This window comes from Pseudomonas fluorescens (assembly GCF_040448305.1).
In the GTDB taxonomy this organism is placed as follows: Bacteria; Pseudomonadota; Gammaproteobacteria; order Pseudomonadales; family Pseudomonadaceae; genus Aquipseudomonas; species Aquipseudomonas fluorescens_BH.
Map to the genome: position 1 here is coordinate 2,008,302 of NZ_CP148752.1, position 24,645 is coordinate 2,032,946.

The 24,645-nt window shown below is 60.5% G+C and carries 20 protein-coding genes; 13 read left to right on the forward strand and 7 right to left on the reverse strand.

Annotated elements, in window-relative coordinates:
* The first annotated feature begins 12 nt into the window (after positions 1 to 12).
* From fadA to WHX55_RS09175, 5 genes are all read left to right on the forward strand, one after another.
* Positions 13 to 1,188 (forward strand): acetyl-CoA C-acyltransferase FadA, encoded by a 1,176-nt coding sequence (fadA, locus tag WHX55_RS09155; protein ID WP_007974051.1) that lies wholly within the window; start codon positions 13 to 15, stop codon positions 1,186 to 1,188.
* Between the two features lie 99 nt (positions 1,189 to 1,287).
* On the forward strand, positions 1,288 to 1,524 hold the full coding sequence (locus WHX55_RS09160; protein ID WP_353742428.1) for a DUF1653 domain-containing protein: 237 nt from the start codon (positions 1,288 to 1,290) through the stop codon (positions 1,522 to 1,524).
* 114 nt (positions 1,525 to 1,638) lie between these two features.
* Positions 1,639 to 4,266: a type I DNA topoisomerase gene (gene topA / locus WHX55_RS09165; protein WP_150755196.1), complete on the forward strand. Its 2,628-nt coding sequence runs from the start codon at positions 1,639 to 1,641 to the stop codon at positions 4,264 to 4,266.
* A gap of 261 nt (positions 4,267 to 4,527) precedes the next feature.
* Entirely contained in the window at positions 4,528 to 5,052 is a 525-nt protein-coding gene (locus WHX55_RS09170) for a DUF6586 family protein (RefSeq protein WP_150724703.1), read from the forward strand.
* A 94-nt stretch (positions 5,053 to 5,146) separates the two neighbouring features.
* Positions 5,147 to 5,380, forward strand: coding sequence for a hypothetical protein (locus WHX55_RS09175; RefSeq protein WP_046041430.1), 234 nt, complete (start codon positions 5,147 to 5,149; stop codon positions 5,378 to 5,380).
* Positions 5,381 to 5,473: 93 nt separating this feature from the next.
* Here the strand turns inward: WHX55_RS09175 and sulA are convergent, their stop codons facing one another.
* Complete coding sequence (sulA, locus tag WHX55_RS09180) at positions 5,474 to 5,950, reverse strand: SOS-induced cell division inhibitor SulA (RefSeq protein WP_150758844.1); 477 nt, start codon at positions 5,948 to 5,950, stop codon at positions 5,474 to 5,476.
* A 10-nt stretch (positions 5,951 to 5,960) separates the two neighbouring features.
* A complete protein-coding gene (gene lexA / locus WHX55_RS09185; protein ID WP_007995278.1) occupies positions 5,961 to 6,569 on the reverse strand; it encodes a transcriptional repressor LexA in 609 nt (202 codons plus the stop codon).
* Positions 6,570 to 6,798: 229 nt separating this feature from the next.
* On the opposite strand from lexA, the gene WHX55_RS09190 reads away from it, so the two are divergent.
* From WHX55_RS09190 to WHX55_RS09200, 3 genes are all read left to right on the forward strand, one after another.
* Positions 6,799 to 7,506, forward strand: a complete 708-nt coding sequence (locus tag WHX55_RS09190) for a TetR/AcrR family transcriptional regulator (RefSeq protein ID WP_150724705.1) — start codon at positions 6,799 to 6,801, stop codon at positions 7,504 to 7,506.
* A gap of 158 nt (positions 7,507 to 7,664) precedes the next feature.
* Complete coding sequence (gene nagZ / locus WHX55_RS09195; RefSeq protein ID WP_056722002.1) at positions 7,665 to 8,675, forward strand: beta-N-acetylhexosaminidase; 1,011 nt, start codon at positions 7,665 to 7,667, stop codon at positions 8,673 to 8,675.
* A 12-nt stretch (positions 8,676 to 8,687) separates the two neighbouring features.
* Positions 8,688 to 9,425 carry an S-methyl-5'-thioinosine phosphorylase gene (locus WHX55_RS09200; protein ID WP_007974037.1) on the forward strand — a complete coding sequence of 246 codons (738 nt, stop codon included), beginning with the start codon at positions 8,688 to 8,690 and terminating at the stop codon, positions 9,423 to 9,425.
* Positions 9,426 to 9,565: 140 nt separating this feature from the next.
* Here WHX55_RS09200 and WHX55_RS09205 read toward each other — a convergent pair whose 3' ends face one another.
* From WHX55_RS09205 to mfd, 3 genes are read right to left on the reverse strand one after another with little or no spacing between them, the layout of a single operon-like run.
* Positions 9,566 to 12,259, reverse strand: a complete 2,694-nt coding sequence (locus tag WHX55_RS09205; RefSeq protein WP_150724707.1) for a DEAD/DEAH box helicase — start codon at positions 12,257 to 12,259, stop codon at positions 9,566 to 9,568.
* Positions 12,260 to 12,265: 6 nt separating this feature from the next.
* Entirely contained in the window at positions 12,266 to 12,844 is a 579-nt protein-coding gene (locus WHX55_RS09210; protein ID WP_150758842.1) for a CsiV family protein, read from the reverse strand.
* Positions 12,845 to 12,854: 10 nt separating this feature from the next.
* Positions 12,855 to 16,304 carry a transcription-repair coupling factor gene (gene mfd / locus WHX55_RS09215; protein WP_353742429.1) on the reverse strand — a complete coding sequence of 1,150 codons (3,450 nt, stop codon included), beginning with the start codon at positions 16,302 to 16,304 and terminating at the stop codon, positions 12,855 to 12,857.
* 363 nt (positions 16,305 to 16,667) lie between these two features.
* Here mfd and WHX55_RS09220 point away from each other — a divergent pair, with 363 nt between their 5' ends.
* The 3 genes from WHX55_RS09220 (at position 16,668) to sthA (ending at position 21,199) form a co-directional block, all read left to right on the forward strand.
* Positions 16,668 to 18,131, forward strand: coding sequence for a glyceraldehyde-3-phosphate dehydrogenase (locus WHX55_RS09220; RefSeq protein ID WP_046041409.1), 1,464 nt, complete (start codon positions 16,668 to 16,670; stop codon positions 18,129 to 18,131).
* A 491-nt stretch (positions 18,132 to 18,622) separates the two neighbouring features.
* The gene (locus tag WHX55_RS09225; RefSeq protein WP_353743030.1) at positions 18,623 to 19,597 is read left to right on the forward strand and encodes an FAD:protein FMN transferase; all 975 of its coding nucleotides are present in this window, start codon (positions 18,623 to 18,625) and stop codon (positions 19,595 to 19,597) included.
* A 207-nt stretch (positions 19,598 to 19,804) separates the two neighbouring features.
* A complete protein-coding gene (gene sthA / locus WHX55_RS09230) occupies positions 19,805 to 21,199 on the forward strand; it encodes a Si-specific NAD(P)(+) transhydrogenase (RefSeq protein WP_007984277.1) in 1,395 nt (464 codons plus the stop codon).
* A 42-nt stretch (positions 21,200 to 21,241) separates the two neighbouring features.
* On the opposite strand, the gene WHX55_RS09235 is transcribed toward sthA, so the two are convergent.
* Together WHX55_RS09235 and WHX55_RS09240 are read right to left on the reverse strand one after the other, a co-directional pair.
* The gene (locus WHX55_RS09235) at positions 21,242 to 21,964 is read right to left on the reverse strand and encodes a glycerophosphodiester phosphodiesterase (RefSeq protein ID WP_150755192.1); all 723 of its coding nucleotides are present in this window, start codon (positions 21,962 to 21,964) and stop codon (positions 21,242 to 21,244) included.
* Positions 21,965 to 21,978: 14 nt separating this feature from the next.
* Positions 21,979 to 22,560 (reverse strand): PilZ domain-containing protein, encoded by a 582-nt coding sequence (locus tag WHX55_RS09240; protein ID WP_150724711.1) that lies wholly within the window; start codon positions 22,558 to 22,560, stop codon positions 21,979 to 21,981.
* A 94-nt stretch (positions 22,561 to 22,654) separates the two neighbouring features.
* Here WHX55_RS09240 and WHX55_RS09245 point away from each other — a divergent pair, with 94 nt between their 5' ends.
* A complete protein-coding gene (locus WHX55_RS09245; protein ID WP_150724712.1) occupies positions 22,655 to 23,905 on the forward strand; it encodes a lipoprotein-releasing ABC transporter permease subunit in 1,251 nt (416 codons plus the stop codon).
* 7 nt (positions 23,906 to 23,912) lie between these two features.
* Positions 23,913 to 24,596, forward strand: a complete 684-nt coding sequence (lolD, locus tag WHX55_RS09250) for a lipoprotein-releasing ABC transporter ATP-binding protein LolD (RefSeq protein ID WP_173677889.1) — start codon at positions 23,913 to 23,915, stop codon at positions 24,594 to 24,596.
* Positions 24,597 to 24,645 lie beyond the last annotated feature (49 nt).

Here is a 24,645-nt window from a genome sequence, read left to right on the forward strand (position 1 = left end):
GAGAGTGAACTTATGAGCTTGAATCCTAGAGACGTCGTGATTGTCGACTTCGGTCGTACTCCGATGGGCCGCTCCAAGGGCGGCATGCACCGCAACACCCGCGCCGAAGACATGTCGGCGCACCTGATCAGCAAACTGCTGGAACGTAACGTCAAGGTCGACCCGAGCGAAGTCGAAGACGTGATCTGGGGCTGTGTGAACCAGACCCTGGAGCAGGGCTGGAACATCGCGCGCATGGCGTCGCTGATGACCCAGATCCCGCACACCTCGGCCGGCCAGACCGTCAGCCGCCTGTGTGGCTCGTCCATGAGCGCTCTGCACACTGCTGCGCAAGCGATCATGACCGGTAATGGTGACGTCTTCGTGGTTGGTGGCGTCGAGCATATGGGCCACGTGAGCATGATGCACGGTGTCGATCCGAACCCGCACATGTCGCTGTACGCGGCGAAAGCCTCGGGCATGATGGGCCTGACCGCGGAAATGCTGGGCAAGATGCACGGCATCACTCGCGAGCAACAGGACGCTTTCGGCGTGCGCTCCCACCAACTCGCCCACAAGGCGACCGTGGAAGGCAAGTTCAAGGACGAAATCATCCCGATGCAGGGCTACGACGAGAACGGTTTCCTGAAAACCTTCGACTACGACGAAACCATTCGTCCGGAAACCACCCTGGAAAGCCTGGCGGCTCTGAAGCCGGCGTTCAATCCAAAGGGCGGCACCGTGACAGCCGGTACCTCGTCGCAGATCACCGATGGTGCCTCATGCATGATCGTGATGTCGGCGCAACGCGCACAGGACCTGGGCATTCAGCCTATGGCGGTGATTCGCTCGATGGCAGTGGCAGGTGTGGATCCGGCAATCATGGGCTATGGTCCAGTACCGGCCACACAAAAAGCATTGAAGCGCGCGGGTCTGGGCATCTCCGACATCGACTTCTTCGAGCTCAACGAAGCTTTCGCCGCACAGGCCCTGCCAGTGCTGAAAGATCTGAAAGTGCTCGACAAGATGAACGAGAAGGTTAACCTGCACGGCGGCGCGATCGCCCTGGGTCACCCGTTCGGTTGCTCCGGTGCGCGTATCTCCGGCACTTTGCTCAATGTGATGAAGCAGAATGGCGGTACCTTCGGGGTAGCCACCATGTGCATTGGTCTCGGCCAAGGCATCTCCACCGTCTTCGAACGCGTTTAAGCGTCTCGTTGATGGAAGCCGGGGCCAAGTGCCCCGGTTTTTGTTTTTCCGGATTTATTTTTATTTTTATTTTGAAAAAATTTCAGTGAGGGCCAAAGCATGCCGATACAACCCGGGCTCTACCAACATTACAAAGGTCCGCAGTACCGCGTATTCAGTGTTGCGCGGCATTCGGAAACCGAAGAAGAAGTGGTCTTCTATCAAGCCCTGTATGGCGATTACGGCTTTTGGGTGCGTCCCTTGAGCATGTTCCTGGAGTCCGTCGAAGTTGACGGCGAACAGATGCCACGCTTTGCTTTGGTGCAGGCCGAAGAAAGCCTTTTCAACAAGCCATAAGCTGAGTGCGCGCAAAACCCTGCGCTTGACCTCACCTTGTTGCCACTATATATAGCGGTGCCGCGTCAGGCGCCAACCGCCTTTCACTTCTCGAATTCAGGAATTTTCTGATCCATGGGCAAATCGCTGGTCATTGTGGAATCCCCGGCTAAGGCCAAGACCATCAACAAGTATTTGGGCAACGAATACGTGGTGAAGTCGAGTATCGGCCATATCCGAGACCTGCCCACCAGCGGTTCGGCTAGCGCCAGCAAAGAGCCAGCCGCCAAGCGCGGCAAGGCTGCTGCGGGTGAAGTGCCGGCACTGTCGCCGAAAGAAAAAGCGCGCAAGCAGCTGGTCGCGCGCATGGGTGTCGATCCGGATCATGGCTGGAAAGCCAAGTACGAGATCCTCCCGGGCAAGGAAAAAGTCATCGAAGAGCTGCGCCGGCTCGCCAAGGATGCTGACACCATCTATCTCGCAACCGACTTGGACCGCGAGGGAGAAGCCATTGCCTGGCACCTGCGCGAAGCCATCGGTGGTGACGACACCCGCTACAAGCGCGTGGTGTTCAACGAAATTACCAAGAAAGCGATTCAGGAAGCCTTCTCAAAGCCAGGCGAGCTGGATATCGATCGTGTCAACGCCCAGCAGGCGCGTCGTTTCCTCGACCGCGTGGTGGGCTACATGGTTTCGCCGCTGCTGTGGGCCAAGATCGCTCGCGGTCTGTCCGCCGGTCGCGTGCAATCGGTTGCCGTGAAGCTGGTGGTCGAGCGCGAACGTGAAATCCGCGCGTTCATCCCGGAAGAGTACTGGGAAGTTCACGCCGACCTCGGTACCGCCAAAGGCGCGACCGTGCGTTTCGATGTGGCCCGCGAGAAAGGCGAAGCCTTCAAGCCGCTCAACGAAACCCAGGCCATGGCCGCGCTGGAGAAGCTCAAGGCTTCCAGCTACAGCATCGTCAAGCGTGAAGACAAACCGACCAGCAGCAAGCCGTCGGCGCCGTTCATCACCTCCACCCTGCAACAGGCCGCGAGTAACCGCCTGGGCTTCGGTGTGAAGAAGACCATGATGATGGCCCAGCGTTTGTACGAAGCCGGCTACATCACCTACATGCGTACCGACTCCACCAACCTTTCGGTTGATGCCGTGGCGATGGCGCGTACCTATATTGAAGGCGAGTTCGGCAAGAAGTACCTGCCGGAAACCCCGAACGTCTACAGCAGCAAGGAAGGCGCACAAGAGGCTCACGAAGCGATTCGTCCGTCCGACGCCAATACCGAGCCAAGCAAGCTGTCGGGCATGGAGCGTGACGCTGAGCGCCTCTACGAGCTGATCTGGCGCCAGTTCCTCGCTTGCCAGATGCTGCCGGCGCAATACCTGTCGACCACCGTCACTGTCGGTGCCGGCGACTTCGAGCTGCGCGCCAAGGGCCGCATCCTGAAGTTCGATGGTTACACCCGCGTCATGCCGCAAATCGCCAAGCCGGGAGATGACGACGTACTGCCGGACATGGCCCAGGGCGACGCGATGAAGCTGATCAAGCTTGATCCGACCCAGCACTTCACCAAGCCGCCGGCGCGTTACTCGGAAGCCAGCCTGGTAAAAGAAATGGAAAAACGCGGCATCGGTCGTCCTTCGACCTACGCGGCGATCATTTCAACCATCCAGGACCGCGGCTACGTGGCGCTGCACAACCGTCGTTTCTATTCGGAAAAGATGGGCGACATCGTCACCGAGCGTCTGGCCGAGAGCTTCTCCAACCTGATGGACTACGGCTTCACCGCCGGCATGGAAGAGCATCTCGATGACGTGGCCCAGGGCGAACGCGACTGGAAAAACGTACTCGACGAGTTCTACGGCGACTTCAAGAAGAAACTCGAAGTAGCCGAAAGCCCGGAAAACGGCATGCGGGCCAATCAGCCGGTCATGACTGACATTCCGTGCACCACCTGTGGCCGGCCAATGCAGATCCGTACTGCGTCGACCGGTGTGTTCCTCGGTTGCTCGGGCTACAGCCTGCCGCCGAAAGAACGCTGCAAGGCCACTGTCAACCTGGTGCCGGGCGACGAAATCGCTGCGGACGACGAGGGTGAGTCGGAGTCGCTGGTGTTGCGTGGCAAGCATCGCTGCCCGATCTGCAGCACGGCGATGGATGCCTACCTGCTCGATGAAAAGCGCAAGCTGCACATCTGCGGTAACAACCCGGATTGCGATGGCTACGAAATCGAAGAGGGCACTTATCGCATCAAAGGCTATGAAGGTCCGAGCCTGGAGTGCGACAAGTGTGGCAGCGAGATGCAACTCAAGACCGGCCGTTTCGGCAAGTTCTTCGGTTGCACCAACGCGACGTGCAAGAACACCCGCAAACTGCTGAAGAGCGGTGACGCGGCGCCGCCGAAGATGGATCCGGTGAAGATGCCTGAGCTGAAATGCGAAAAGGTCAACGACACCTACATCCTGCGCGACGGTGCATCCGGTCTGTTCCTGGCGGCCAGCCAGTTCCCGAAAAACCGCGAGACCCGTGCTCCGTTGGTGATGGAAATCGTCCCGCACAAGGATGAGATCGATCCGAAGTATCACTTCCTCTGCGAAGCGCCGAAGAAAGATCCGGATGGCCTCCCGACTGTGATTCGTTACAGTCGCAAGACCAAGGAACAGTACGTGCAGACTGAGGTCGAGGGTAAGCCGACTGGCTGGAAAGCGTTCTACGACGGCGGTAAGTGGACGGTCGAAGACAAGCGCCCGGCAGCCAAGGCTTAAAGCCGCCAATCCCCCTGTAGGAGCGAGCTTGCTCGCGATGGTCGTCAACGATGACGCGGGCCTTCAGAATGCCCGCGTTGCTCTCAGGTCCATCGTCGGAACGCCGCCCGGAGCAAGCTCGCTCCTACAGTGCGCAAGGCCGCATGAGAACCCTTGGGTTTTCATGCGGCCTTGGTTGTTTTGGGCTTGCGGTTGGATCGGCTGATCCACGACACTGTCCAACCTGCATGAAGCAATTATTTCGTTGTGGAGGCTGCCGTCATGGCCCACGAACTGTATACCCGTACCAATCAGAAGATTTATTTCGCCGGCTTGTCGCTCGAAGCACTGGCCCGCACTGAAGAGGGTCGGGCGATGAATTCGCTGGCGCTGATCCAGGCCGGACGCGAATCCGCGTTGTTTCACCTGTACGGCGCGCTGTTGGGTCTGTGTCACGAAATCGCCGGTTTCTATCGCTTGCCCCAAGCCAATGCGCCCCGTGCAGAGTTGTTGCTGACTCGCGAGGTGCTGGAAACCATCGCCATTCCGGAAATGGCTGAGCTGGTCGAGTTGGCCAATAACCCGGAGACCTGGCTGGCCAAGCTGTTGGCCGCCCATGCTGCGCTGTTTCAGCCGCCACGCGCACCCCACAAGCCGAAAGGGGACGTGACCCAGCCACTGATTCAGGCTGTCAATCTGGATGAAGAGGAGGCAGTGGAGGAGCTGAGTCGGGAGGAGCTGGAGAGCTGGCGCCAGAATCTGAAGGGGTTGGCGATCCGCTTTCGCGAAGGCCTGAACGAGTGCTGACAGAAACATTTTTGGGATGACATCTGGTCAAGATCCCAAGCGAAGCCCTCGCGATGCCTATATAATCCCCGCCTTTCGTGGAGAACAGTCCTTTATGCCAACGTCCTTTCTAGAAATTGTCGAGTTACCAGACGGCCGTATCGAGCTGCGCAGGGCCGAGGACGAGGGTTCTCTGGTTACTTTGGATTTCTCCGAGGACGCCAAGGCATTCCTGCAAGGCCAGCACGTGGAAGTCGCCAAGGCGATGTTGAGCGTGGGTGTTCAGATGGCCGGTCGCCTGGTTGAAGGCGAATTCGACAAGGAAGAGGGGTCGCGGGTTCTTCATTGACCCCCGTCTGTCGCTTTTCTTGATGTCGTTACTCATCGGCTTCTCTGTCCCTTGAGAAGCCTTGCGCGGTGAAGCGCGCGTCTTGTCTGCCGGTTATCCCAGTCGAATATTCAGGCTCTGAGCGTCCCCGGTGCGGGCGGCGCTGATCAGTTGTTGCCGCGATTGGGAGCTCAACGGGTTGATCCAGCTGACCACCGTGTGGCTACGACCTAGGCGCAGGGCTTCGCAGGTCAGTTGCTGGGCGCTCTGGGTGCCCCGCGGTTGCAGCAACAGAATGCGTTCGCGGTTGAGGCCGGCATCTCGCAACCAGGCTTGAGTCAGGCTGGCGGGCGGCGCGATCAGTGTCAGCCAGCGTGCGTCCTGGTCCTGGCTCAATTCCCTGAGGATCGGTGCCAGAAGGTTCAGGCAGTTCCCGGCTGCACCACGCAGTGACAGCTCGCTGAAAACGTCAGGTTCGGCGCTCCAGGGGGACTCGACTACGTCTTTCAGGATCGGCGCCAATGGCTGTGCCATGAACGCTTCGAACAACGGCAGTTGGGTTTGCTGTGGTGATGGCTGTGGGAACTGCATGGAGCCTCCTTTAGCGGCGAATGACGCCGACACTCAAGCCTTCGATCACCAGTTCCTGGTCTTGAAGGTTCACTTCAATAGGGGCGAACTCGGGGTTCTCGGCGATCAGCCAGACTTTGCTGCCGTCACGCTTGAAGCGCTTGACGGTCACTTCGTCGCCGATTCGCGCCACCACGATCTGGCCGTTACGGGCTTCGCGGGTGGTGTGGACCGCCAGCAGGTCGCCGTCGAAAATGCCGATATCCTTCATGCTCATCCCGTGGACGCGCAGCAGGTAGTCGGCGCGCGGATGGAAGAAGGCGGGATTGATGTTGCAGGACTCTTCGATGTGTTGCTGCGCAAGAATCGGGGCGCCGGCCGCGACCCGGCCAATGATCGGCAGGGTGGAATCGTCGGCCTTGGCTTCGAAGCCGGGGATGCGGATGCCACGGGAGGCGCCAGGCGTCATCTCGATTGCACCCTTGCGGGCCAGAGCCTTGAGGTGTTCTTCCGCCGCATTGGGTGACTTGAAACCCAGTTCCTGAGCGATTTCCGCGCGGGTGGGTGGATACCCGTTGTCTTCCAGGCAGCGTTTGATGAAGGCCAGAATCTCTGCTTGTCGTGGCGTCAGCTTTAGCATATCGATCGCTCTGTTTTTTTATACAGTGACTGGGATTATATACAGTAAGGCGGTCTTGGCAATGCTCCATTTTTCAGTCGCCGCCGGACGGTCGAACAGTCAGTGGATTGAAGCTTCGCCGTTGTGTGGTTAAATGTCTGACCGACCATTCCCGAAACGAACTGCCAGACTTGACAATGCACAGGCTGAAACGTATGTTTCAAACAAGTGTTTGTCAGGCGGAGTAGCCATGGCCCAGTCGGAAACCGTTGAACGCATTCTTGATGCAGCCGAGCAGTTGTTCGCGGAAAAAGGTTTCGCCGAAACCTCGTTGCGCCTGATCACCAGCAAGGCCGGTGTCAACCTGGCGGCGGTGAACTATCACTTCGGTTCGAAGAAGGCGTTGATTCAAGCGGTTTTCTCGCGGTTCCTCGGGCCGTTCTGCATCAGTCTCGATAAAGAGCTGGAGCGGCGCCAGGCCAAGCCCGACATCAAGCCCACTCTCGAAGAGTTGCTGGAGATCCTTGTCGAACAGGCACTGGTGGTGCAACCGCGCAGTGGCAACGACCTGTCTATCTTCATGCGTTTGCTGGGGCTGGCGTTCAGTCAGAGCCAGGGGCACTTGCGTCGTTATCTGGAAGACATGTACGGCAAGGTGTTCCGCCGCTACATGATGCTGGTCAACGAAGCGGCGCCACGTATTCCCCCCATCGAACTGTTCTGGCGCGTGCACTTCATGCTGGGTGCGGCAGCGTTCAGCATGTCCGGTATCAAGGCCTTGCGCGCGATTGCCGAAACCGATTTCGGCGTGAACACCTCCATCGAGCAGGTCATGCGCCTGATGGTGCCATTCCTGGCTGCCGGCATGCGTGCCGAGTCCGGTGTGACGGATGCGGCCATGGCCACGGCCCAGTTGCGTCCACGCAGCAAATCGACACCGGTTGCCGCCAAGGTTTAACCGCACACGGGTGGGCGCGGCAGCTGACATCCGCTAAGCTAGCCGCCCATGCCGACTCTCGTTCTGAACCCGTTTCCCATTGATATCGCCGACCTGCCGGGCACTGTGCCAGGCGGCGAATCCGTGTGGGCCGGGTTAACTGTTATCAAGGAATTTTTATGACTGCTGGCTTGCAAGGCTCGTTGATGGTGGACGTCGCCGGTACCTGGCTGACGGCTGAAGATCGCCAATTGTTACGCCAGCCCGAAGTGGGTGGCCTGATCATCTTTGCCCGCAACATCGAGCATCCACGCCAGGTGCGTGAATTGAGTGCGGCGATCAGAGCCATTCGTCCGGATCTGCTATTGGCGGTGGATCAAGAGGGTGGCCGAGTGCAGCGCCTGCGCCAGGGTTTCGTGCGCTTGCCCGCCATGCGCGCCATTGCCGACAATCCGAACGCCGAATACCTGGCCGAGCAGTGCGGCTGGATCATGGCGACCGAAGTGTTGGCCGTTGGCCTGGACCTGAGCTTCGCCCCGGTGCTCGACCTCGATTACCAGCGCAGCGCCGTTGTCGGCACCCGTTCGTTCGAAGGAGATCCCGAGCGCGCTGCCTTGCTCGCGGGTGCATTTATCCGCGGCATGAACAGCGCAGGCATGGCCGCCACCGGCAAGCACTTCCCCGGTCACGGCTGGGCCGAAGCCGATTCCCACGTCGCGATCCCGAATGATGAGCGCAGTCTCGATGAGATCCGCGCCAATGATCTGGTGCCGTTTGCCAAACTGAGCAAGCAACTGGCCGCGGTCATGCCGGCCCACGTTATTTATCCACAAGTCGATTCCCAGCCCGCAGGTTTCTCCCGCCGCTGGTTGCAGGACATCCTGCGCGGCGAGTTGCAGTTCGATGGCGTGATCTTCAGTGACGACCTGTCCATGGCAGGCGCTCATGTGGTCGGCGATGCCGCCAGCCGTATCGAAGCGGCGCTGACTGCCGGTTGCGACATGGGCCTGGTGTGCAACGATCGCGCTGCCGCCGAACTGGCCCTGAGCGCTGCCCAGCGTTTGAAGGTCAAGCCTTCCGAGCGCATTGCGCGGATGCGCGGCCAGTCGTTCGCCAGTACCGAATACCGTCAAGACCCGCGCTGGCTGGCCGCTGTCGGCGCGCTCAAAGAAGCTCAATTGATTGATTAAGGACTGCTCGTTATGACGGTTTACGCGATTATCGGTGGCACTGGCCTGACTCAACTCGAAGGCCTGAGCATTCGCCAGTCACTGGCAGTGGACACGCCTTATGGCGCGCCTTCGGCCGACGTTCAGATCGGCGAGTATGCCGGCAAGGAAGTGCTGTTCCTCGCGCGTCACGGCCACCCGCATCGTTTTCCGCCGCATCAGGTCAACTACCGCGCCAACCTCTGGGCGCTGAAGCAGGCCGGTGCCGAAGCCATTCTGGCGGTCAACGCCGTGGGCGGCATCCATGCGGCCATGGGCACCGGGCATTTCTGCGTGCCGCATCAGTTGATCGACTACACCAGCGGTCGTGAGCACACCTACTTTGCCGATGACCTGGAACACGTTACCCATATCGACTTCAGCTACCCCTACAGCGAACCGTTGCGCCAGCAACTGATTGCGGCATTGGCGGCGGAAGGTGTGGGCTACAGCAGTCATGGCGTGTATGCCTGCACGCAAGGGCCGCGCCTGGAGACAGTGGCTGAAATCGCCCGGCTGGAGCGCGATGGCTGCGACATCGTCGGCATGACCGGTATGCCGGAAGCGGCCCTGGCCCGCGAGCTGGAACTGGATTACGCCTGTCTGGCGCTGGTGGTGAACCCGGCGGCGGGCAAGTCGACGGCGGTGATCACCATGGCCGAGATCGAGCAGGCATTGCATGACGGCATGGGCAAGGTGAAATCGACATTGGCGCGGGTGCTCAAGGGCTGAGTCCCGCTTGGTACCGAGTTGACCTCATCGCGAGCAAGCTCGCTCCTACAGGTTCAGTGGCGTTCGTAGAATTTGCGTTCGACGCGGACACTGTGGGAGCGAGCTTGCTCGCGATGGCGGACTAAAAAGCGCCGCAGATCTCAGCGCTTTTCGAGGTTTTCCGGCAGCGGCGCAAACAAGGCCTCGATATCATCGCTCTGCAGCTTCCAGTCCCCGGCCTTGCGCCCATCCAGCACGCCGGCCGCGAGGTCGGATTTTTCTTTTTGCAGGTGCTGAATCTTCTCTTCTACCGTGCCGCGCGCAATCATTTTATAAACGAACACCGGCTTCTCCTGGCCGATGCGATACGCGCGGTCGGTCGCCTGGTTTTCCGTCGCCGGGTTCCACCACGGGTCGTAATGAATCACCGTGTCCGCCTCGGTCAGGTTCAGGCCAACGCCACCGGCCTTCAGACTGATCAGAAATATCTGACGCTTGCCGCTCTGGAATTCCTTCACCGGGGTGCGGCGGTCGCGAGTTTGGCCGGTCAGCAGGGCGTAGGCCACGCCGCGTTTGTTCAGTTCGTCTTCGATCAGTGACAGCATCGAGGTGAACTGCGAGAACAGCAGGATCCGTCGACCTTCCTCGAACAATTCCTCGAGCATTTCCATCAGGCTGTCGAGCTTGCCCGACGTGCTGCCACGGCTTGGCAGGGTCGCCTCGTTGACCAGGCGCAAGTCGCAGCACACCTGACGCAGCTTGAGCAGTGCTTCGAGAATGATGATCTGGCTGCGGGCCACGCCTTTGCGGGTGATCTCGTCACGGACTTTCTTGTCCATGGCCAGGCGCATGGTTTCGTACACGTCGCGCTGGGCTTCGTTGAGTTCGACCCAGTGGATGATCTCGGTTTTCGGCGGCAACTCGGTGGCCACCTGTTCCTTGGTGCGGCGCAGCAGGAAAGGTTTGATCCGGCCGTTGAGGTGCTGGAGCCTGACCTCGCTGGTGCGTTTTTCAATCGGCACGCGGTAATCGCGGTTGAAGCTTTTGACGTCGCCCAGCCAGCCGGGCAACAGGAAGTGAAACAGCGACCAGAGTTCACCGAGATGGTTTTCCAGTGGTGTGCCGCTCAGGCACAGGCGCTGTCGGGCATTGAGCTCGCGGGCAGCCTGTGCGGCCTTGCTGTTCGGGTTCTTGATGTATTGCGCTTCGTCCAGCACCAGTATGTGCAATGGCTGCGCCGCCAGGCGTTCGACATCCTTGGGCAGCAGCGCATAGGTGGTCAGGATCAGATCGTAGTCAGCCAGCTTGTCGAAGTGCTTTTTGCGGCTGGCACCGTATAGCGCCAGTACCTTGAGCTGCGGCGTAAAGTGCGCCGCTTCGTCGAGCCAGTTGGGAATCAGGCTGGTCGGCATCACGACCATGCACGGCCGATCGAGGCGGCCGGCGTTTTTCTCGCTCAGAACGTGCGCCAGTGTCTGCAGGGTTTTGCCCAGGCCCATGTCGTCCGCGAGAATTCCACCCACTTCCAGCTGCCGCAGCGACTGCATCCAGCTCAAGCCTTCGAGCTGATACGGACGCAGCGTCGCATTCAGGCCGTCCGGGGCGGTGGCCGTGTGGTCCTTGATGTCACGCAGGCGCTGGGCAAAGGTGCGGATCTGTTCGCCACCCTCCCAGAGCAGCGGCATATCTTCCAGCGGGTTCAGGCGCGTGGCATCGGCCTTGCTCAGGCGCAGCGTAGTGTCGCCGGGCTCTTGCAGGTAGAACTCGCCAAGGGTGGCCAGCACCGGTTTCAAGCGGCCGAAGGGCAGGGCGACTTGCAACGGGCCGTGCTCGGAATTCGGGCGATTGGGGATGTTGACCAGGATCAGCTCGTCGTCGCGGCGTCGGGCCAGGCGTTCCGGGTTGAGGATTTCGGTGTGGGAGCGCATCAGGTTGAGCAGGATCGGCAATAGGCTCAGGCGTTCGCCGTTGACGATGATCCCCAGTTCGAGATCGAACCAGTCGCGCTCCGGTGCCTGTTCGACCGTGGCGTACCAGTCGTCTACCGCGGTCAGGTCGAAACCGAAGTCCTCGTCGATCTGCAATTCCCAGCCCTGGGTGCGCAGCTTCGGCAGTTCATTGAGGGTAAAGGTCAGCCAGGCGCTGTCATTGACCATCTCGAACAGCTCGCCGGCACTTTCCGGCAAGGCCTTGCTTTGCCGGGTGGCGACTTTGAAGCCGAGGATTCGCAGCTGCTCGCGGTAGGACTGTTCCACTTCCGGGTGGCGTTTTATCCGCAGCGTCTGGGTTTCCTGGCGTATCAGGATGTCGGAGTTTTTCTGCCCGCAAACGTACTCATCCAGATAACTGAAGGACAGTGCCGCTCGATGCTGGATGTAGCGTTGCATCCGGCCGTTGCGCGGTTCGAATGCGCTGAATTCGATGCTCGCCAGCCACAGGCGCGGGACGGGCTGCACATTGTCCACCAGCACTTGCGGCGGGGCTTTCGGGCTGCGGTTTTCCAGGACTGCCTGGAGCTTTTCCAGGAGTTCGGCATCTTTGGCGGCAGCGGGGTAGTCGAGGGTTTCCTGCACTTGCAGGAGCACCGCTGCACAATGTTTGCAGTTGTTGTGGACCGGGCAGGAGCAGGTGGCGTCGACCATCAGCAGCGTGCCTTTGGCTGACTCGCGCAGGCGAATGGTCTGACGGTAAACGTTACCGCCAGAGCCTTCGCAGGCGGCAATGATCGTGGCGTCGCCGGCCTCGACGATCCTGACACGATTCTCCAGCGCGTAACGGCGACCACGCTCCAGGCTCTGTTCCTTGAATCGGCTGACCCAGGATGGTGCCAGGGGTTTGCTCAGGGTCGCGGACATAGGGAATCAGTCCGGAATTTCTTCGGGAGCTGCTCGGGGTGCGGGGGCGGTCAGCGAAGTGATCTTGATCAGCAGGCCGAGGTGGCCGTTGTCGAGGAAGTTCAGCTGGCCGTTCTTGGTGTGGCTTTCCTGTTTCATGCGCTCGCTGGCAGTCACCATGCCATTGGCGTCGAACTGGTTGACCCAGAAATCGGCGTCGACGTCGGTAAAGCGTCCCAGTTTCATGTTCAGTGTGCCCTCGATCGGGTACTGGCCATACTGTTCCTTGCCGTCGCTGATCGCCACTTTGCTGGCCGTTTCGCCGAGGGGCTGTTGCCAGGCCTTGTGCAGCAACACCGTGTAGTCGGCGCTGCTGGTGAGTTTTTCCACCTCGCCATTCAGGCTTGGCGTGCGCAGGCTGTCGGGGCTGACCGGTTGGGCGCCAGCCGCCCAGTCTTCCGGCGCGGCGCGGCTGACAATCGCCGGCACGGCGTTTTGACGGACCAGAATCATTTCGACCTGATACAGGTCATCGGCAAATGCCGTGGGTGCAATCAGCGCTGGTATCAGCAGGGTCAGCAAGGTCAGTGAGCGAAACAGGCGCATGCGGCGTCCTTCAAGCAGTTTTCGGAACGAGGCGCTCGAACAGCGCCTCTACAGTATTAAAGCGCTCTTCCGGGCGCTCCATCGGAACCATGAACTTGAACATCGTGGCGCCTTCGAATTTGTAGCGTTTTGGCTGGCTCTGGATCAGTTTGATCAGGGTCAGCGGGTCGACCGGCGTCTGTGCGGCGAACTCGACGCGACCGCCTTGTGGGCCGCCATCGACTTTCTTGATGCCCAGTTGCTCGGCCTGCAATTTCAATGCAGTGATGCGGATCAGGTTCTTGGTCGGTTCCGGCAACAGGCCGAAACGGTCGATCATCTCCACCTGCAAATCCTTGAGGCCGTCCTCGTCGGTGGCCGAGGCAATGCGCTTGTAGAGAATCAGGCGGGCGTGGACATCCGGCAGGTAGTCTTCCGGGATCAACGCCGGTACCCGCAAGTTGACTTCCGGACCGCCGCCTAGCGGTTGATCGAGGTTTGGCTGCTCGCCCTTGCGGATCGACTTCACCGCGCGCTCGAGCATTTCCATGTACAGCGTGAAGCCGACGGCCTGGATCTGCCCGCTCTGGCCGTCGCCGAGCAGTTCGCCGGCGCCACGGATTTCCAGGTCGTTGGTGGCGAGCACGAAGCCTGCGCCGAGGTCCTGGGTGTTGGCAATCGCTTCCAGGCGCTTTTCCGCGTCCGGGGTGATTTGCTGGCGTGGCGGCGTCAGCAGGTAGGCGTACGCCTGGTGGTGGCTGCGACCGACCCGACCGCGCAACTGGTGCAACTGTGCCAGGCCGAACTTGTCGGCACGCTCGATGATGATGGTGTTGGCGCTCGGTACGTCGATGCCGGTCTCGATGATGGTCGAGGCGATCAGCACGTTGAAGCGCTTGTGGTAGAAGTCGCTCATCACCTGTTCGAGTTCGCGTTCGCGCATCTGCCCGTGGCCGATGCCGATCCGTGCTTCCGGCACCAGTTCGGCGAGGTCGGCGGCGCATTTCTCGATGGTCTTCACGTCGTTGTGCAGGTAGTAGACCTGGCCGCCACGCAGCAGCTCACGCAGCAGGGCCTCTTTGACCGTGCTCTTGTTCTGCTCCATGACGAAAGTGCGTACCGACAGGCGACGGGCCGGCGGCGTGGCGATGATCGACAGGTCGCGCATGCCCGACACCGCCATGTTCAGCGTGCGCGGAATCGGCGTGGCGGTCAGGGTCAGGATGTCGACTTCGCTGCGCAGCGCCTTGAGCTGTTCTTTCTGACGAACGCCGAAACGGTGCTCTTCGTCGATGATCACCAGGCCAAGGTTTTTGATCTTCACGTCGTCCTGCAGCAGCTTGTGCGTGCCGATGACGATGTCGATCCTGCCTTCGGCCAGGTTCGCGACCGCCGCATTCACTTCCTTGGCCGACTTGAAGCGGCTCATCACTTCCACGGTCACCGGCCAGTCGGCAAAACGGTCGCGGAAGCTGTTGTAGTGCTGCTGGGCGAGCAGGGTGGTCGGCACCAGAATCGCTACCTGGCGACCGCCGTGCACGGCGATGAACGCGGCGCGCATCGCCACTTCGGTCTTGCCGAAGCCAACGTCGCCGCACACCAGGCGATCCATCGGCTTGGGCGCAAGCATGTCTTCGCGCACTGCGTCGATGGTGGTTTGCTGGTCCGGGGTTTCTTCGAACGGGAAGCCGGCGCTGAAGGTGGCGTAGTCGGCCTTCGGATCGGCGAAAGCGTAGCCTTCGCGGGCGGCGCGGCGGGCATAGATGTCGAGCAACTCGGCGGCCACGTCACGCACCTGTTCGGCGGCTTTGCGCTTGGCTTTCTGCCAGGTCTCGGAGCCGAGGCGGTGCAGCGGAGCCAGGGCATCGTCGCTGCCGGTGTAGCGGGCGATCAGGTGCAGGTTGGCTACCGGCACATAAAGCTTGGCGCCTTCGGCGTATTCCAGGGCGAGGAATTCGGCGGTCTGGCTGTCGATTTCCAGGGTCGCCAGGCCCAGGTAGCGGCCGACGCCGTGGTCGATGTGCACCACCGGCGCACCTTCGCGCAGCTCGGTGAGGTTCTTGATCACGGCATCGTTATTGGCATCAGCGCGCTTTTCGCGGCGACGGCGCTGCATTACGCGCTGGCCGAACAACGGGCTTTCGGCGACAAGAGCCAGGGCCGGGTCGTCCAGCAGCAAGCCTTCGTCGAGCGGTGCGATGGTGATCGCCAGGCGTTCCTTGCCAGCGACAAAGTCCGGCCAGCTATCGACGGTTTTCGGGCGCAGCTTCAGACGTTCCAGCAGCTCCAGCAACACTTCGCGGCGGCCTGCGGATTCGGCGGTGAACAACACGCGACCGGGGAACTGGTCGAGGAAATCGGCCAGTGCCGCCATCGGCTGAGTGGCCTTGGCTTCGATGGCCAGGTTGGGCAGCTCCCGAGCCGGGAAACGCTCGCGACCGCCACCGCTTTCCACGTCCTGTTGACTGGCCACCACACGCGGCCAGTTTTTCAGGCGCGCGAAGCAGTCTTCCACCGGCAGGAACAATTCGGCGGGCGGTAATAAAGGACGGGACGGGTCGACGCGGCGTTCTTCATAGCGATTGCGCACGTCGTTCCAGAAGTTTTCCGCGGCCTGCTCGATGCCCGGCAGGGAAAACACTTGCGTGTCCTGGGGCAGGTAATCGAACAGCGTCGAGGTTTCTTCGAAGAACAGCGGCAGGTAGTACTCGATACCGGCCGGGGTAATCCCGCTGCTCAAGTCCTGGAAGATCGGGCAGCGGCGGAAGTCGACATCGAAGCGCTCGCGGAACCGCGCCTTGAAGCGAGTGACCGCTTCTTTTTGCAGCGGGAATTCCTTGGCCGGCAACAGCTTGACCGAGTCGACCTTGTCGATCGACCGCTGGTTTTCCGGGTCAAAGGTACGCAGGGTTTCGATTTCGTCGTCGAACAGATCGATGCGATACGGCAGCTTGCTGCCCATCGGGAACAGATCGATCAGCGAACCGCGAACGGTGAACTCGCCGTGTTCATACACCGTATCGACGTAGCGATAACCCGTGGCTTCAAGCCGGGAGCGCATTTGCTCGACGTCGAGTTTCTGGCCGATATCCAGCACCAGGCTGCTACCGAGCAGGAATTTGGTCGGTGCGAGGCGATGCAGGGCGGTCGTGATCGGCACCACCAGCACGCCATGGCTCAGTTCCGGCAGCCGATACAGGCTGGCGATGCGCTGGGAAATGATGTCCTGGTGCGGCGAGAACAGGTCGTAGGGCAGGGTTTCCCAGTCGGGAAAGTGCAATACGGGCAAATCCGGGGCGAAGAAACCCAGCTCCTGTTCCAGCCGTTCGGCACTTTGGCTGTCGGCGGTCAGCAGCAGGGTAAAGCGCTTGGCAGCGCTGGCGGCCTCGGCAATGGCCAGGCTCAGGGCGGCACCGGGCAGGTTGCCCCAGTGCTGTTTACCTGCCGCGGCAGGGAGAAGCGGTAGACGCAGAACGGGCACGGAAGGTTGAGCTCCAAGCGTTGCGACAAAGTCGGCAATTGTAGCGGTCAACGATGCCGCCTGTCAGTTGCTGACTGCGTCTAAAGCGCTGGTTGGGCGAAATGTAGTGGTAAAGACAAAATTCGGCGGTTTTTTACCTAAAATTACTGAATATGTAGTGGCAAAAACAACGAGTGTTACGGAGGGTTACGGACAAGGAAGCGTGACCACCAAAAAATTGACTGCGCTGAAAGCCCCGGTTTTATTGGGCTGGCGCGATGCGTGATTTTTTTGAACGACGATTTGTTACGTAAAGCACGACGGGCGCGCATTGCTACGGCGCTCACTCGGCGGCATAATGTAGCCCCTTTTTTCTGCCCCTACATGTGGAAGGTTCCCGTGACTCAGAAGCCCGACCAGTGTCTTGGTGAATGGATCGACCGTGAAGCACTCGCAGAAGCGATGATTCCGCTTATCGGTCAGCTCTACCGCAATAACAACGTGGTGAGCTCGATCTATGGCCGCAGCCTGATCAATCGTTCAGTCATTGCGATTCTCAAAGCTCACCGCTTTGCTCGTCACCGTCAGTCCGACGAAAGCGAGCTGTCCGTCCACGAAACATTCCCGCTGATCAAGGCGATGAGCGAGCTCAAGCTCGGTGCCGCTTCGGTGGACCTGGGCAAGCTGGCGGCCAAATTCAAGGCCGAAGGCAATGGCCGTACTGCCGAGCAGTTCGTCCGTGAAGAACTGGCTGACGTGGTTGGCCAGCAAAACGCATCCGCCCGCAAAGGCACCGACGTTGTCCTCTACGGCTTCGGTCGTATCGGCCGTCTGCTGGCACGCATCCTGATCGAGAAAACCGGTGGTGGCGACGGCCTGCGCCTGCGCGCCATCGTTGTCCGCAAGGGCGCCGAGAACGACCTGGTCAAGCGTGCCAGCCTGCTGCGCCGCGACTCGGTCCATGGCCCGTTCGATGGCACCATCACTATCGATGAAGCCAACAACACCATCACCGCCAACGGCAACCTGATCCAGGTTATCTACGCCAAGAGCCCGGCCGAAGTCGACTACACCCAGTACGGCATCGAAAACGCTCTGATCGTCGACAACACCGGTGTATGGCGTGACGCCGACGGCCTGGGCCAGCACCTGGCCTGCCCGGGCGCTGCCCGCGTGATCCTCACCGCACCTGGCAAGGGCGCGCTGAAGAACATCGTGCATGGCATCAACCATGGCGAAATCACCCCTGACGACAAGATCATTTCGGCGGCTTCCTGCACCACCAACGCCATCGTGCCGGTGCTCAAGGCAGTCAACGACAAGTACGGCATCATCAACGGCCACGTCGAAACCGTTCACTCGTTCACCAACGACCAGAACCTGATCGACAACTTCCACAAGGGCAGCCGTCGTGGCCGCGCCGCGCCGCTGAACATGGTTATCACCGAGACCGGTGCCGCCACCGCAGCCGCCAAGGCGCTGCCAGTGCTCAAGGGCAAGCTGACCGGCAACGCGATTCGCGTTCCTACGCCGAACGTGTCGATGGCCATCCTGAACCTGAACCTGGAAAAGGCCACCACTCGCGAAGAGATCAACGAGTACCTGCGCCAGATGGCCATGCACTCGGATCTGCACAAGCAGATCGACTACGTGAGCTCCCAGGAAGTGGTTTCCACCGACTTCGTTGGCTCGCGCCACGCAGGCGTAGTGGACGCTGAAGCGACCATCACCCAGGATAACCGCGTTGTTCTGTACGTCTGGTACGACAACGAGTTCGGTTACAGCTGCCAGGTGGTTCGCGTGATGGAAGACATGGCCGGTGTAAACCCGCCAGCATTCCCGCGCTAAGCCTTTAGCTGCACATGAAGCGCCCCGACCTTGGTCGGGGCGTTTTTGTTTGTGCTGCTTTTGTCTGTTGAGAGATGTGTTGTTCGGACTGGCCTCATCGCGAGCAGGCTCGCTCCCACAGGGTTTGGTGGTGTTTGCGTGGTAGTGATCACGCCAGTCATTCAATGTGGGAGCGAGCCTGCTCGCGATAGCGGTCTGACAGGAAATGTGATGGCCTCTTCGTCGGATCGCCGCCCGGACCAAGCCCGCTCCCACAGGGTTTGGTGGTGTTTGCGTGGTAGTGATCACGCCAGCCATCCAATGTAGGAGCGAGCCTGCTCGCGATAGCGGTCTGAGAGAGCTATCGATGCTGAATGTGATGGCCTCATCGCGAGCAGGCTCGCTCCTACAGTTCTGTCGCATAATGGCTGGCCTTGGCGGCGTGTCAGGGATTCTTGGAGAGGCGGGATTTGTTGAAATGGCGGCTGCATGGCCTTGGGGCTCTGATCATCATGCTGTCCGCCTGCGGCAACGGCGACACTCTGGAAACCTTCGGCGGCCCGACCATGGGCAGCACTTATTCGATCAAGTATGTGCGCCATGCCGGCTTTCCGGCGCAGGACGAGGTCCGCGTCCAGGTCGAGCAAATCCTCGCTGACATTGACCGGCAAATGTCCACCTACCGCAGCGACTCGGACATCGAGCGCTTCAATGTATTGCCGGCCGACGGCTGTCAGGCAATGCCGGCGTCGATCCTCGAATTGGTCCGCGTGGGCGAATTAATGTCAGTGCAAAGCGACGGCTCCTACGATCTGACGGTGGAGCCGTTGCTCAATCTCTGGGGATTTGGTCCGCAGGCTCGCGGGGAAAAAGTCCCGGCTGCCGAAGCGCTCGCCGAAGCCCGCAAGCGCGTCGGCCACGAACACTTGCGCATCGATGGCGACCAGTTGTGCAAGGACGCCGCTGTCGAGGTCGATTTCAACAGCATCGCCGCCGGTTATGCGGTGGATACGATTGCCGCAAAACTTGAGGCGATGGGCATCCACGATTACCTCGCCGAAGCGACAGGCGAGCTCAAGGCGTCCGGCAAGAAGGCTGATGGCTCGCCATGGCGCATCGCTCTGGAAGAGCCGCGGGATGATCGGCAGGTGGCCGAGCGCGTGATTGTTGTCGACGGCTATGGCCTGTCCACCTCCGGCGACTATCGTAATTACTTCGAGCAGGACGGCCAGCGTTTTTCCCACACTTTCGATGCGCGCACCGGTGTGCCGGTCTCACATAACCTGGCATCGGTCACGGTGATTCATCCTTCCGCGTTGATGGCCGATGGCTTATCGACGCTGTTGCTGATTCTCGGCCCCGAGCGCGGTTGGGACTACGCAGAAAAACACGATATCGGCGCATTTTTTGTGATTCGTGCCGATACAGGTTTCGTCACGCGCAGCAGTCACGCTTTTGAACGCCTCAGTGGCGAAAAAACCGAATGATTTCGGCGATTTGAGCATTGAAAACTGGCGTTGTAGCGCAGGCAAAAGTAGCCTACGACGCGACCAAGGGTTAATGTGCGCGGCGTTGACGCTTCTATAGACTGTGTCCGGGTTCTGCACTGGCCCCAAATTGTTCCTTCATGCCACGCATTGGCGTGATTTAGCCGCAGGTGCCGAGGGTGCCGCGGCCTGTTCTGAGGAGTACGCATGGCTGTCTACAACTACGACGTGGTGGTGTTGGGTTCCGGCCCGGCGGGAGAAGGCGCGGCAATGAACGCCGCCAAGGCAGGGCGCAAGGTGGCGATGGTCGATAGCCGTCGCCAGGTCGGCGGCAACTGCACTCACTTGGGCACCATCCCGTCCAAGGCACTGCGTCACTCGGTGCGGCAGATCATGCAATTCAACACCAACCCGATGTTCCGGGCCATTGGTGAGCCGCGCTGGTTCTCGTTCCCGGACGTGTTGAAAAGCGCCGAGAAAGTCATCTCCAAACAAGTCGCTTCGCGTACCGGCTACTACGCCCGTAACCGCGTCGACGTGTTCTTCGGTACCGGCAGCTTCGCCGACGAGCAAACCATCGAAGTGGTCTGCGCCAACGGCGTGGTGGAAAAACTGGTGGCCAAACACATCATCATCGCTACCGGTTCGCGTCCTTATCGCCCGGCGGACATCGATTTCCACCACCCGCGTATCTACGATAGCGACACCATCCTCAGCCTCGGCCACACCCCGCGTAAACTCATCGTTTACGGCGCCGGCGTGATCGGTTGCGAATATGCCTCGATCTTCAGCGGTCTGGGTGTATTGGTTGAATTGGTGGACAACCGTGGTCAACTGCTGAGCTTCCTCGACTCGGAAATTTCCCAGGCCCTGAGTTATCACTTCAGCAACAACAACATCACGGTTCGCCATAACGAAGACTACGACCGCGTCGAAGGCGTGGACAACGGCGTGATCCTGCACCTCAAGTCCGGCAAGAAGATCAAGGCCGACGCCTTGCTCTGGTGCAACGGCCGTACCGGCAACACCGATCAGTTGGGTCTGGAAAACATCGGCGTGAAGGTCAACAGCCGTGGCCAGATCGAAGTCGACGAGGCGTACCGCACCTGCGTGCCGAACATCTACGGCGCCGGTGACGTGATCGGTTGGCCGAGCCTGGCCAGTGCCGCCCACGACCAGGGTCGTTCGGCCGCCGGCAGCATCGTCGATAACGGTAGCTGGCGCTTTGTGAATGACGTGCCGACCGGCATCTACACCATTCCGGAGATCAGCTCGATCGGCAAGAACGAGCAGGAACTGACCCAGGCCAAGGTGCCGTACGAAGTGGGCAAGGCCTTCTTCAAGAGCATGGCGCGGGCGCAGATCGCCGGCGAGCCGCAAGGCATGCTGAAGATCCTGTTCCACCGTGAGACCCTGGAAGTGCTAGGCGTTCACTGCTTCGGTTATCAGGCGTCGGAGATCGTGCACATCGGTCAGGCGATCATGAACCAGCCGGGCGAACTGAACACGCTGAAGTATTTCGTCAACACCACGTTCAACTACCCGACCATGGCCGAAGCCTATCGGGTAGCCGCGTACGACGGCCTCAACCGGCTTTTTTGACGGGCTCCGGCCGGTGGCCTGAGCCGGCCGGGGAGACCGATTTCAGCAATTCTCGAGCGTGGCGGTGGCCAAACCGGGAAAGTCTGTAATCAGGCTGTCAACGCCGAAGTCGGCGAGTCTGCGCATCAGCGCAGGCTCGTTGACGGTCCACACCGACACATGCAGCCCCTGACGCTGCGCCCTTTGCAGGCGTTCCGGCGTGCACAGGGTCCAGTTCAGCGCCAGAATCTCACAGCCATAGCTCGCCGCGACCTTCAGCGGGTCGAGCCAGGCGTACTCGGCCACCAGCCCGCGGGACACGTCCGGCACCAGTTCCAGCGCGGCCTTCAATACTTCGCGTGAACTCGAGGTGATAGTCACCTTGTCCATCAGGCCATGACGCTGCACCATTTCGCGAATCGCCAGCACAGTGGTCGCGGCACGCATCCTCGATGCGCTTTTGACTTCCAGCTGCCAGTGATCGAAGTCGCATGTCTCGAGCAGTTGTTCCAGCGTCGGAATCGGGCACGGCTTGACCCAGCCCGGGCCACCCTTGCGTGCGTCATAAGTCACAAGCTCAGCCGCCGTGTGTTCGACGACCTTGCCGCGACGGTCTGTGGTGCGCTTGAGGGTCGGGTCGTGGATGACCATCAACTCGCCGTCCATGGACAGGTGCAGGTCCAGTTCGCAGCGACGCACGCCGTGCTTGAGACATTCCTGAAAGCTGGTCAGGGTGTTTTCCGGTGCTTCGCCCTTGGCGCCGCGATGGCCGTAGATGAGGGTCACGGTTCTTCCTTAAATTAATTGCCTGATTCGAGTTGGTCGCGGGCCAGGCGTCGTTCCTGGGCCTGCTTCTGCAAGATGTGGCGGGCCAGGAGCTGGCGCTGGGCGTCGGTCAGGTGTTCGAACTCGGTGCCAACGTCATAGCCGTCGCCCTTGCGGTCGCAATGGGTGACGCGGGCGCGCAGCAGCAGGCCCAGGGCTTGTGGCATCAGCACCAGCTTGACCGACAGGCGTGCGCCGGCGGCAATGGGCGACGGATGCTGAAAGTCGATGCCGCCTTCGGAGATGATCACCGGCTGCGGTTCGCCGATCTGCCCGAGCACTGTCAGAGCGATGACCTGACTCAGCAAATCGATGCGTTTGTTCTGGGATTTGAGGAACGCCGCGAGGTTCCGGTCGCGTTCGCTGATCTGGCGCAACAGGTGTTGCGACTCGAATTCGCTCAGGTGCAGTTCGCTGAGCAAGTTGAAGAGTGGGGACGCATCCTGCAACACTTCTTGGCCAGCGGCTTCGGGAGCGGACAGGGGCCGAATTTCCAGTGCGATCGTATCCTCGATACGGTAGTATTCGCGGCGATCTTCTTCATCTAATGTCGACATGGCGAACCCATGGTAGCGGCGGTGGTCTGAGTGTAAAGCTGGTTATCGACCCCCGCCACAAGGACGTTCCTTTTCCCTCCGAACAAGCCCCGACATGTTCAGACCTCTCTTCGTATTTATCGGCACGCGTTACACCCGTGCAAAGCGTCGCAATCATTTTGTGTCATTCATTTCCCTGACTTCGATGATCGGGCTCGCCCTTGGCGTGGTCGTGATGATCGTGGTGCTGTCGGTGATGAACGGCTTCGATCATGAGATGCGCACCCGCGTGCTGGGCATGGTGCCCCACGCGACCATCGAGTCCGGCGAGGCGATCAGCGATTGGCAAAGCCTGGCCGCCAAGGTCAAGCAGAACCCGCAGGTGACGGCCGTTGCGCCGTTTACGCAAATGCAGGGTTTGCTGACCAACAACGGCAAGGTCTCGAAAGTCCTGCTCAATGCCATCGACCCGGCGCAAGAGCGCCAGGTGTCGATCATCGATCAGTTCATGACCCAGGGAAAACTCGACGACCTGGTGCCGGGTGAGTTCGGCATTGTCATCGGCGACAAGGCCGCGGCCAAGCTCGGGGCCGCGATCGGCGACAAGCTGACCTTCGTCGCGCCCGAAGTCACCGTGACCCCGGCCGGGATGTTCCCGCGAATGAAGCGCTTTACCGTGGTCGGTATCTTCCATGTCGGCGCCGGTGAACTCGATGGCTATCTTGGCGTCACCAACCTGCAGGATCTGGCCCGGCTGCACCGCTGGAAACCGGACCAGGTCCAGGGCCTGCGCCTGAAGTTCGACGATCTGTTCCAGGCACCGCGCACCGCGTGGAGCATCGCCCGCGATCTCGGCGAAGACCGCTTCTACGCCCGCGACTGGACCCGCACCCACGGCAACCTGTACCAGGCGATCCGCATGGAAAAAGCCATGATCGGCCTGTTGCTGCTGCTGATCGTCGCGGTCGCTGCGTTCAACATCATTTCCACGCTGGTGATGGTGGTGAATGACAAGAAGGGCGACATCGCGATCCTGCGCACGCTGGGCGCCACGCCGGGCACGATCATGCGCACGTTCATGGTGCAAGGCACCGTCATTGGCGTGGTCGGCACGGCCATTGGCGCCGTGGTCGGGATCTTCGCCGCGCTGAATGTCAGCGCCGCGATCTCGGCCCTCGAAGGCCTGATCGGGCACAAGTTCCTCAACGCCGACGTGTACTTCATCGATTACCTGCCGTCGCAAGTGCAGAGCCAGGACGTGGTGATGGTCTGCTCTGCGGCGTTGGTCCTGAGTTTCCTCGCCACCCTGTATCCAGCCTGGCGTGCCGCGCGCACCCAGCCTGCGGAGGCGCTACGTTATGAGTGAGTCGGGCATGAGTGATAAAGCAATCTTGAGCTGCCGCAGCCTGGGCAAATCCTACGAGGAAGGCCCGGAGTCGGTGGAAGTGTTGGCCGGCCTGCAACTGGAGTTGCACCCGGGAGAGCGTGTGGCGATTGTCGGCAAGTCGGGCTCGGGCAAAAGTACCTTGCTCAACCTGCTGGGCGGCCTCGATACACCGACCAAGGGCAGCGTCTGGCTCGACGGCGAAGAGCTGTCGGCGCTGAGCGAGAAGAAACGCGGCCTGCTGCGTAATCGCGCTCTCGGCTTCGTGTACCAGTTCCACCACCTGCTGCCGGAATTCACCGCCCTGGAAAACGTCTGCATGCCGCTGCTGATCGGCAAGACCGCGATCCCCGAAGCGCGTCAACGTGCCACGGCGTTGCTGGAGCGGGTAGGGCTGGGCCATCGCCTGGAGCACAAACCGGCCGAATTGTCCGGTGGTGAGCGTCAGCGCGTGGCCATCGCCCGTGCCCTGGTGAACAATCCGGGCCTGGTGATGCTCGACGAGCCGACCGGCAACCTCGATTCCCACACCGCCCAGGGGATCCAGGACTTGATGCTGGAGCTCAGCACCTCGATGCGCACGGCGTTCCTGGTGGTGACCCACGACATGAACCTGGCCCGCCAGATGGATCGCGTCCTGCATTTGCAGGAAGGTTGCCTCACTCCTATCTGATTGGCTGAAACCCGATGCCTGAAAAGGCGTCGGGTCATTTATTTCCATA

Coding starts and splice junctions, on each gene's coding strand:
- fadA (WP_007974051.1), top strand. CDS start 13: ATGAGCTTGAATCCTAGAGACGTCGTGATTGTCGACTTCGGTCGTACT.
- WHX55_RS09160 (WP_353742428.1), top strand. CDS start 1,288: ATGCCGATACAACCCGGGCTCTACCAACATTACAAAGGTCCGCAGTAC.
- topA (WP_150755196.1), top strand. CDS start 1,639: ATGGGCAAATCGCTGGTCATTGTGGAATCCCCGGCTAAGGCCAAGACC.
- WHX55_RS09170 (WP_150724703.1), top strand. CDS start 4,528: ATGGCCCACGAACTGTATACCCGTACCAATCAGAAGATTTATTTCGCC.
- WHX55_RS09175 (WP_046041430.1), top strand. CDS start 5,147: ATGCCAACGTCCTTTCTAGAAATTGTCGAGTTACCAGACGGCCGTATC.
- sulA (WP_150758844.1), bottom strand. CDS start 5,950: ATGCAGTTCCCACAGCCATCACCACAGCAAACCCAACTGCCGTTGTTC.
- lexA (WP_007995278.1), bottom strand. CDS start 6,569: ATGCTAAAGCTGACGCCACGACAAGCAGAGATTCTGGCCTTCATCAAA.
- WHX55_RS09190 (WP_150724705.1), top strand. CDS start 6,799: ATGGCCCAGTCGGAAACCGTTGAACGCATTCTTGATGCAGCCGAGCAG.
- nagZ (WP_056722002.1), top strand. CDS start 7,665: ATGACTGCTGGCTTGCAAGGCTCGTTGATGGTGGACGTCGCCGGTACC.
- WHX55_RS09200 (WP_007974037.1), top strand. CDS start 8,688: ATGACGGTTTACGCGATTATCGGTGGCACTGGCCTGACTCAACTCGAA.
- WHX55_RS09205 (WP_150724707.1), bottom strand. CDS start 12,259: ATGTCCGCGACCCTGAGCAAACCCCTGGCACCATCCTGGGTCAGCCGA.
- WHX55_RS09210 (WP_150758842.1), bottom strand. CDS start 12,844: ATGCGCCTGTTTCGCTCACTGACCTTGCTGACCCTGCTGATACCAGCG.
- WHX55_RS09220 (WP_046041409.1), top strand. CDS start 16,668: ATGTGGAAGGTTCCCGTGACTCAGAAGCCCGACCAGTGTCTTGGTGAA.
- WHX55_RS09225 (WP_353743030.1), top strand. CDS start 18,623: ATGCTGTCCGCCTGCGGCAACGGCGACACTCTGGAAACCTTCGGCGGC.
- sthA (WP_007984277.1), top strand. CDS start 19,805: ATGGCTGTCTACAACTACGACGTGGTGGTGTTGGGTTCCGGCCCGGCG.
- WHX55_RS09240 (WP_150724711.1), bottom strand. CDS start 22,560: ATGTCGACATTAGATGAAGAAGATCGCCGCGAATACTACCGTATCGAG.
- WHX55_RS09245 (WP_150724712.1), top strand. CDS start 22,655: ATGTTCAGACCTCTCTTCGTATTTATCGGCACGCGTTACACCCGTGCA.
- lolD (WP_173677889.1), top strand. CDS start 23,913: ATGAGTGATAAAGCAATCTTGAGCTGCCGCAGCCTGGGCAAATCCTAC.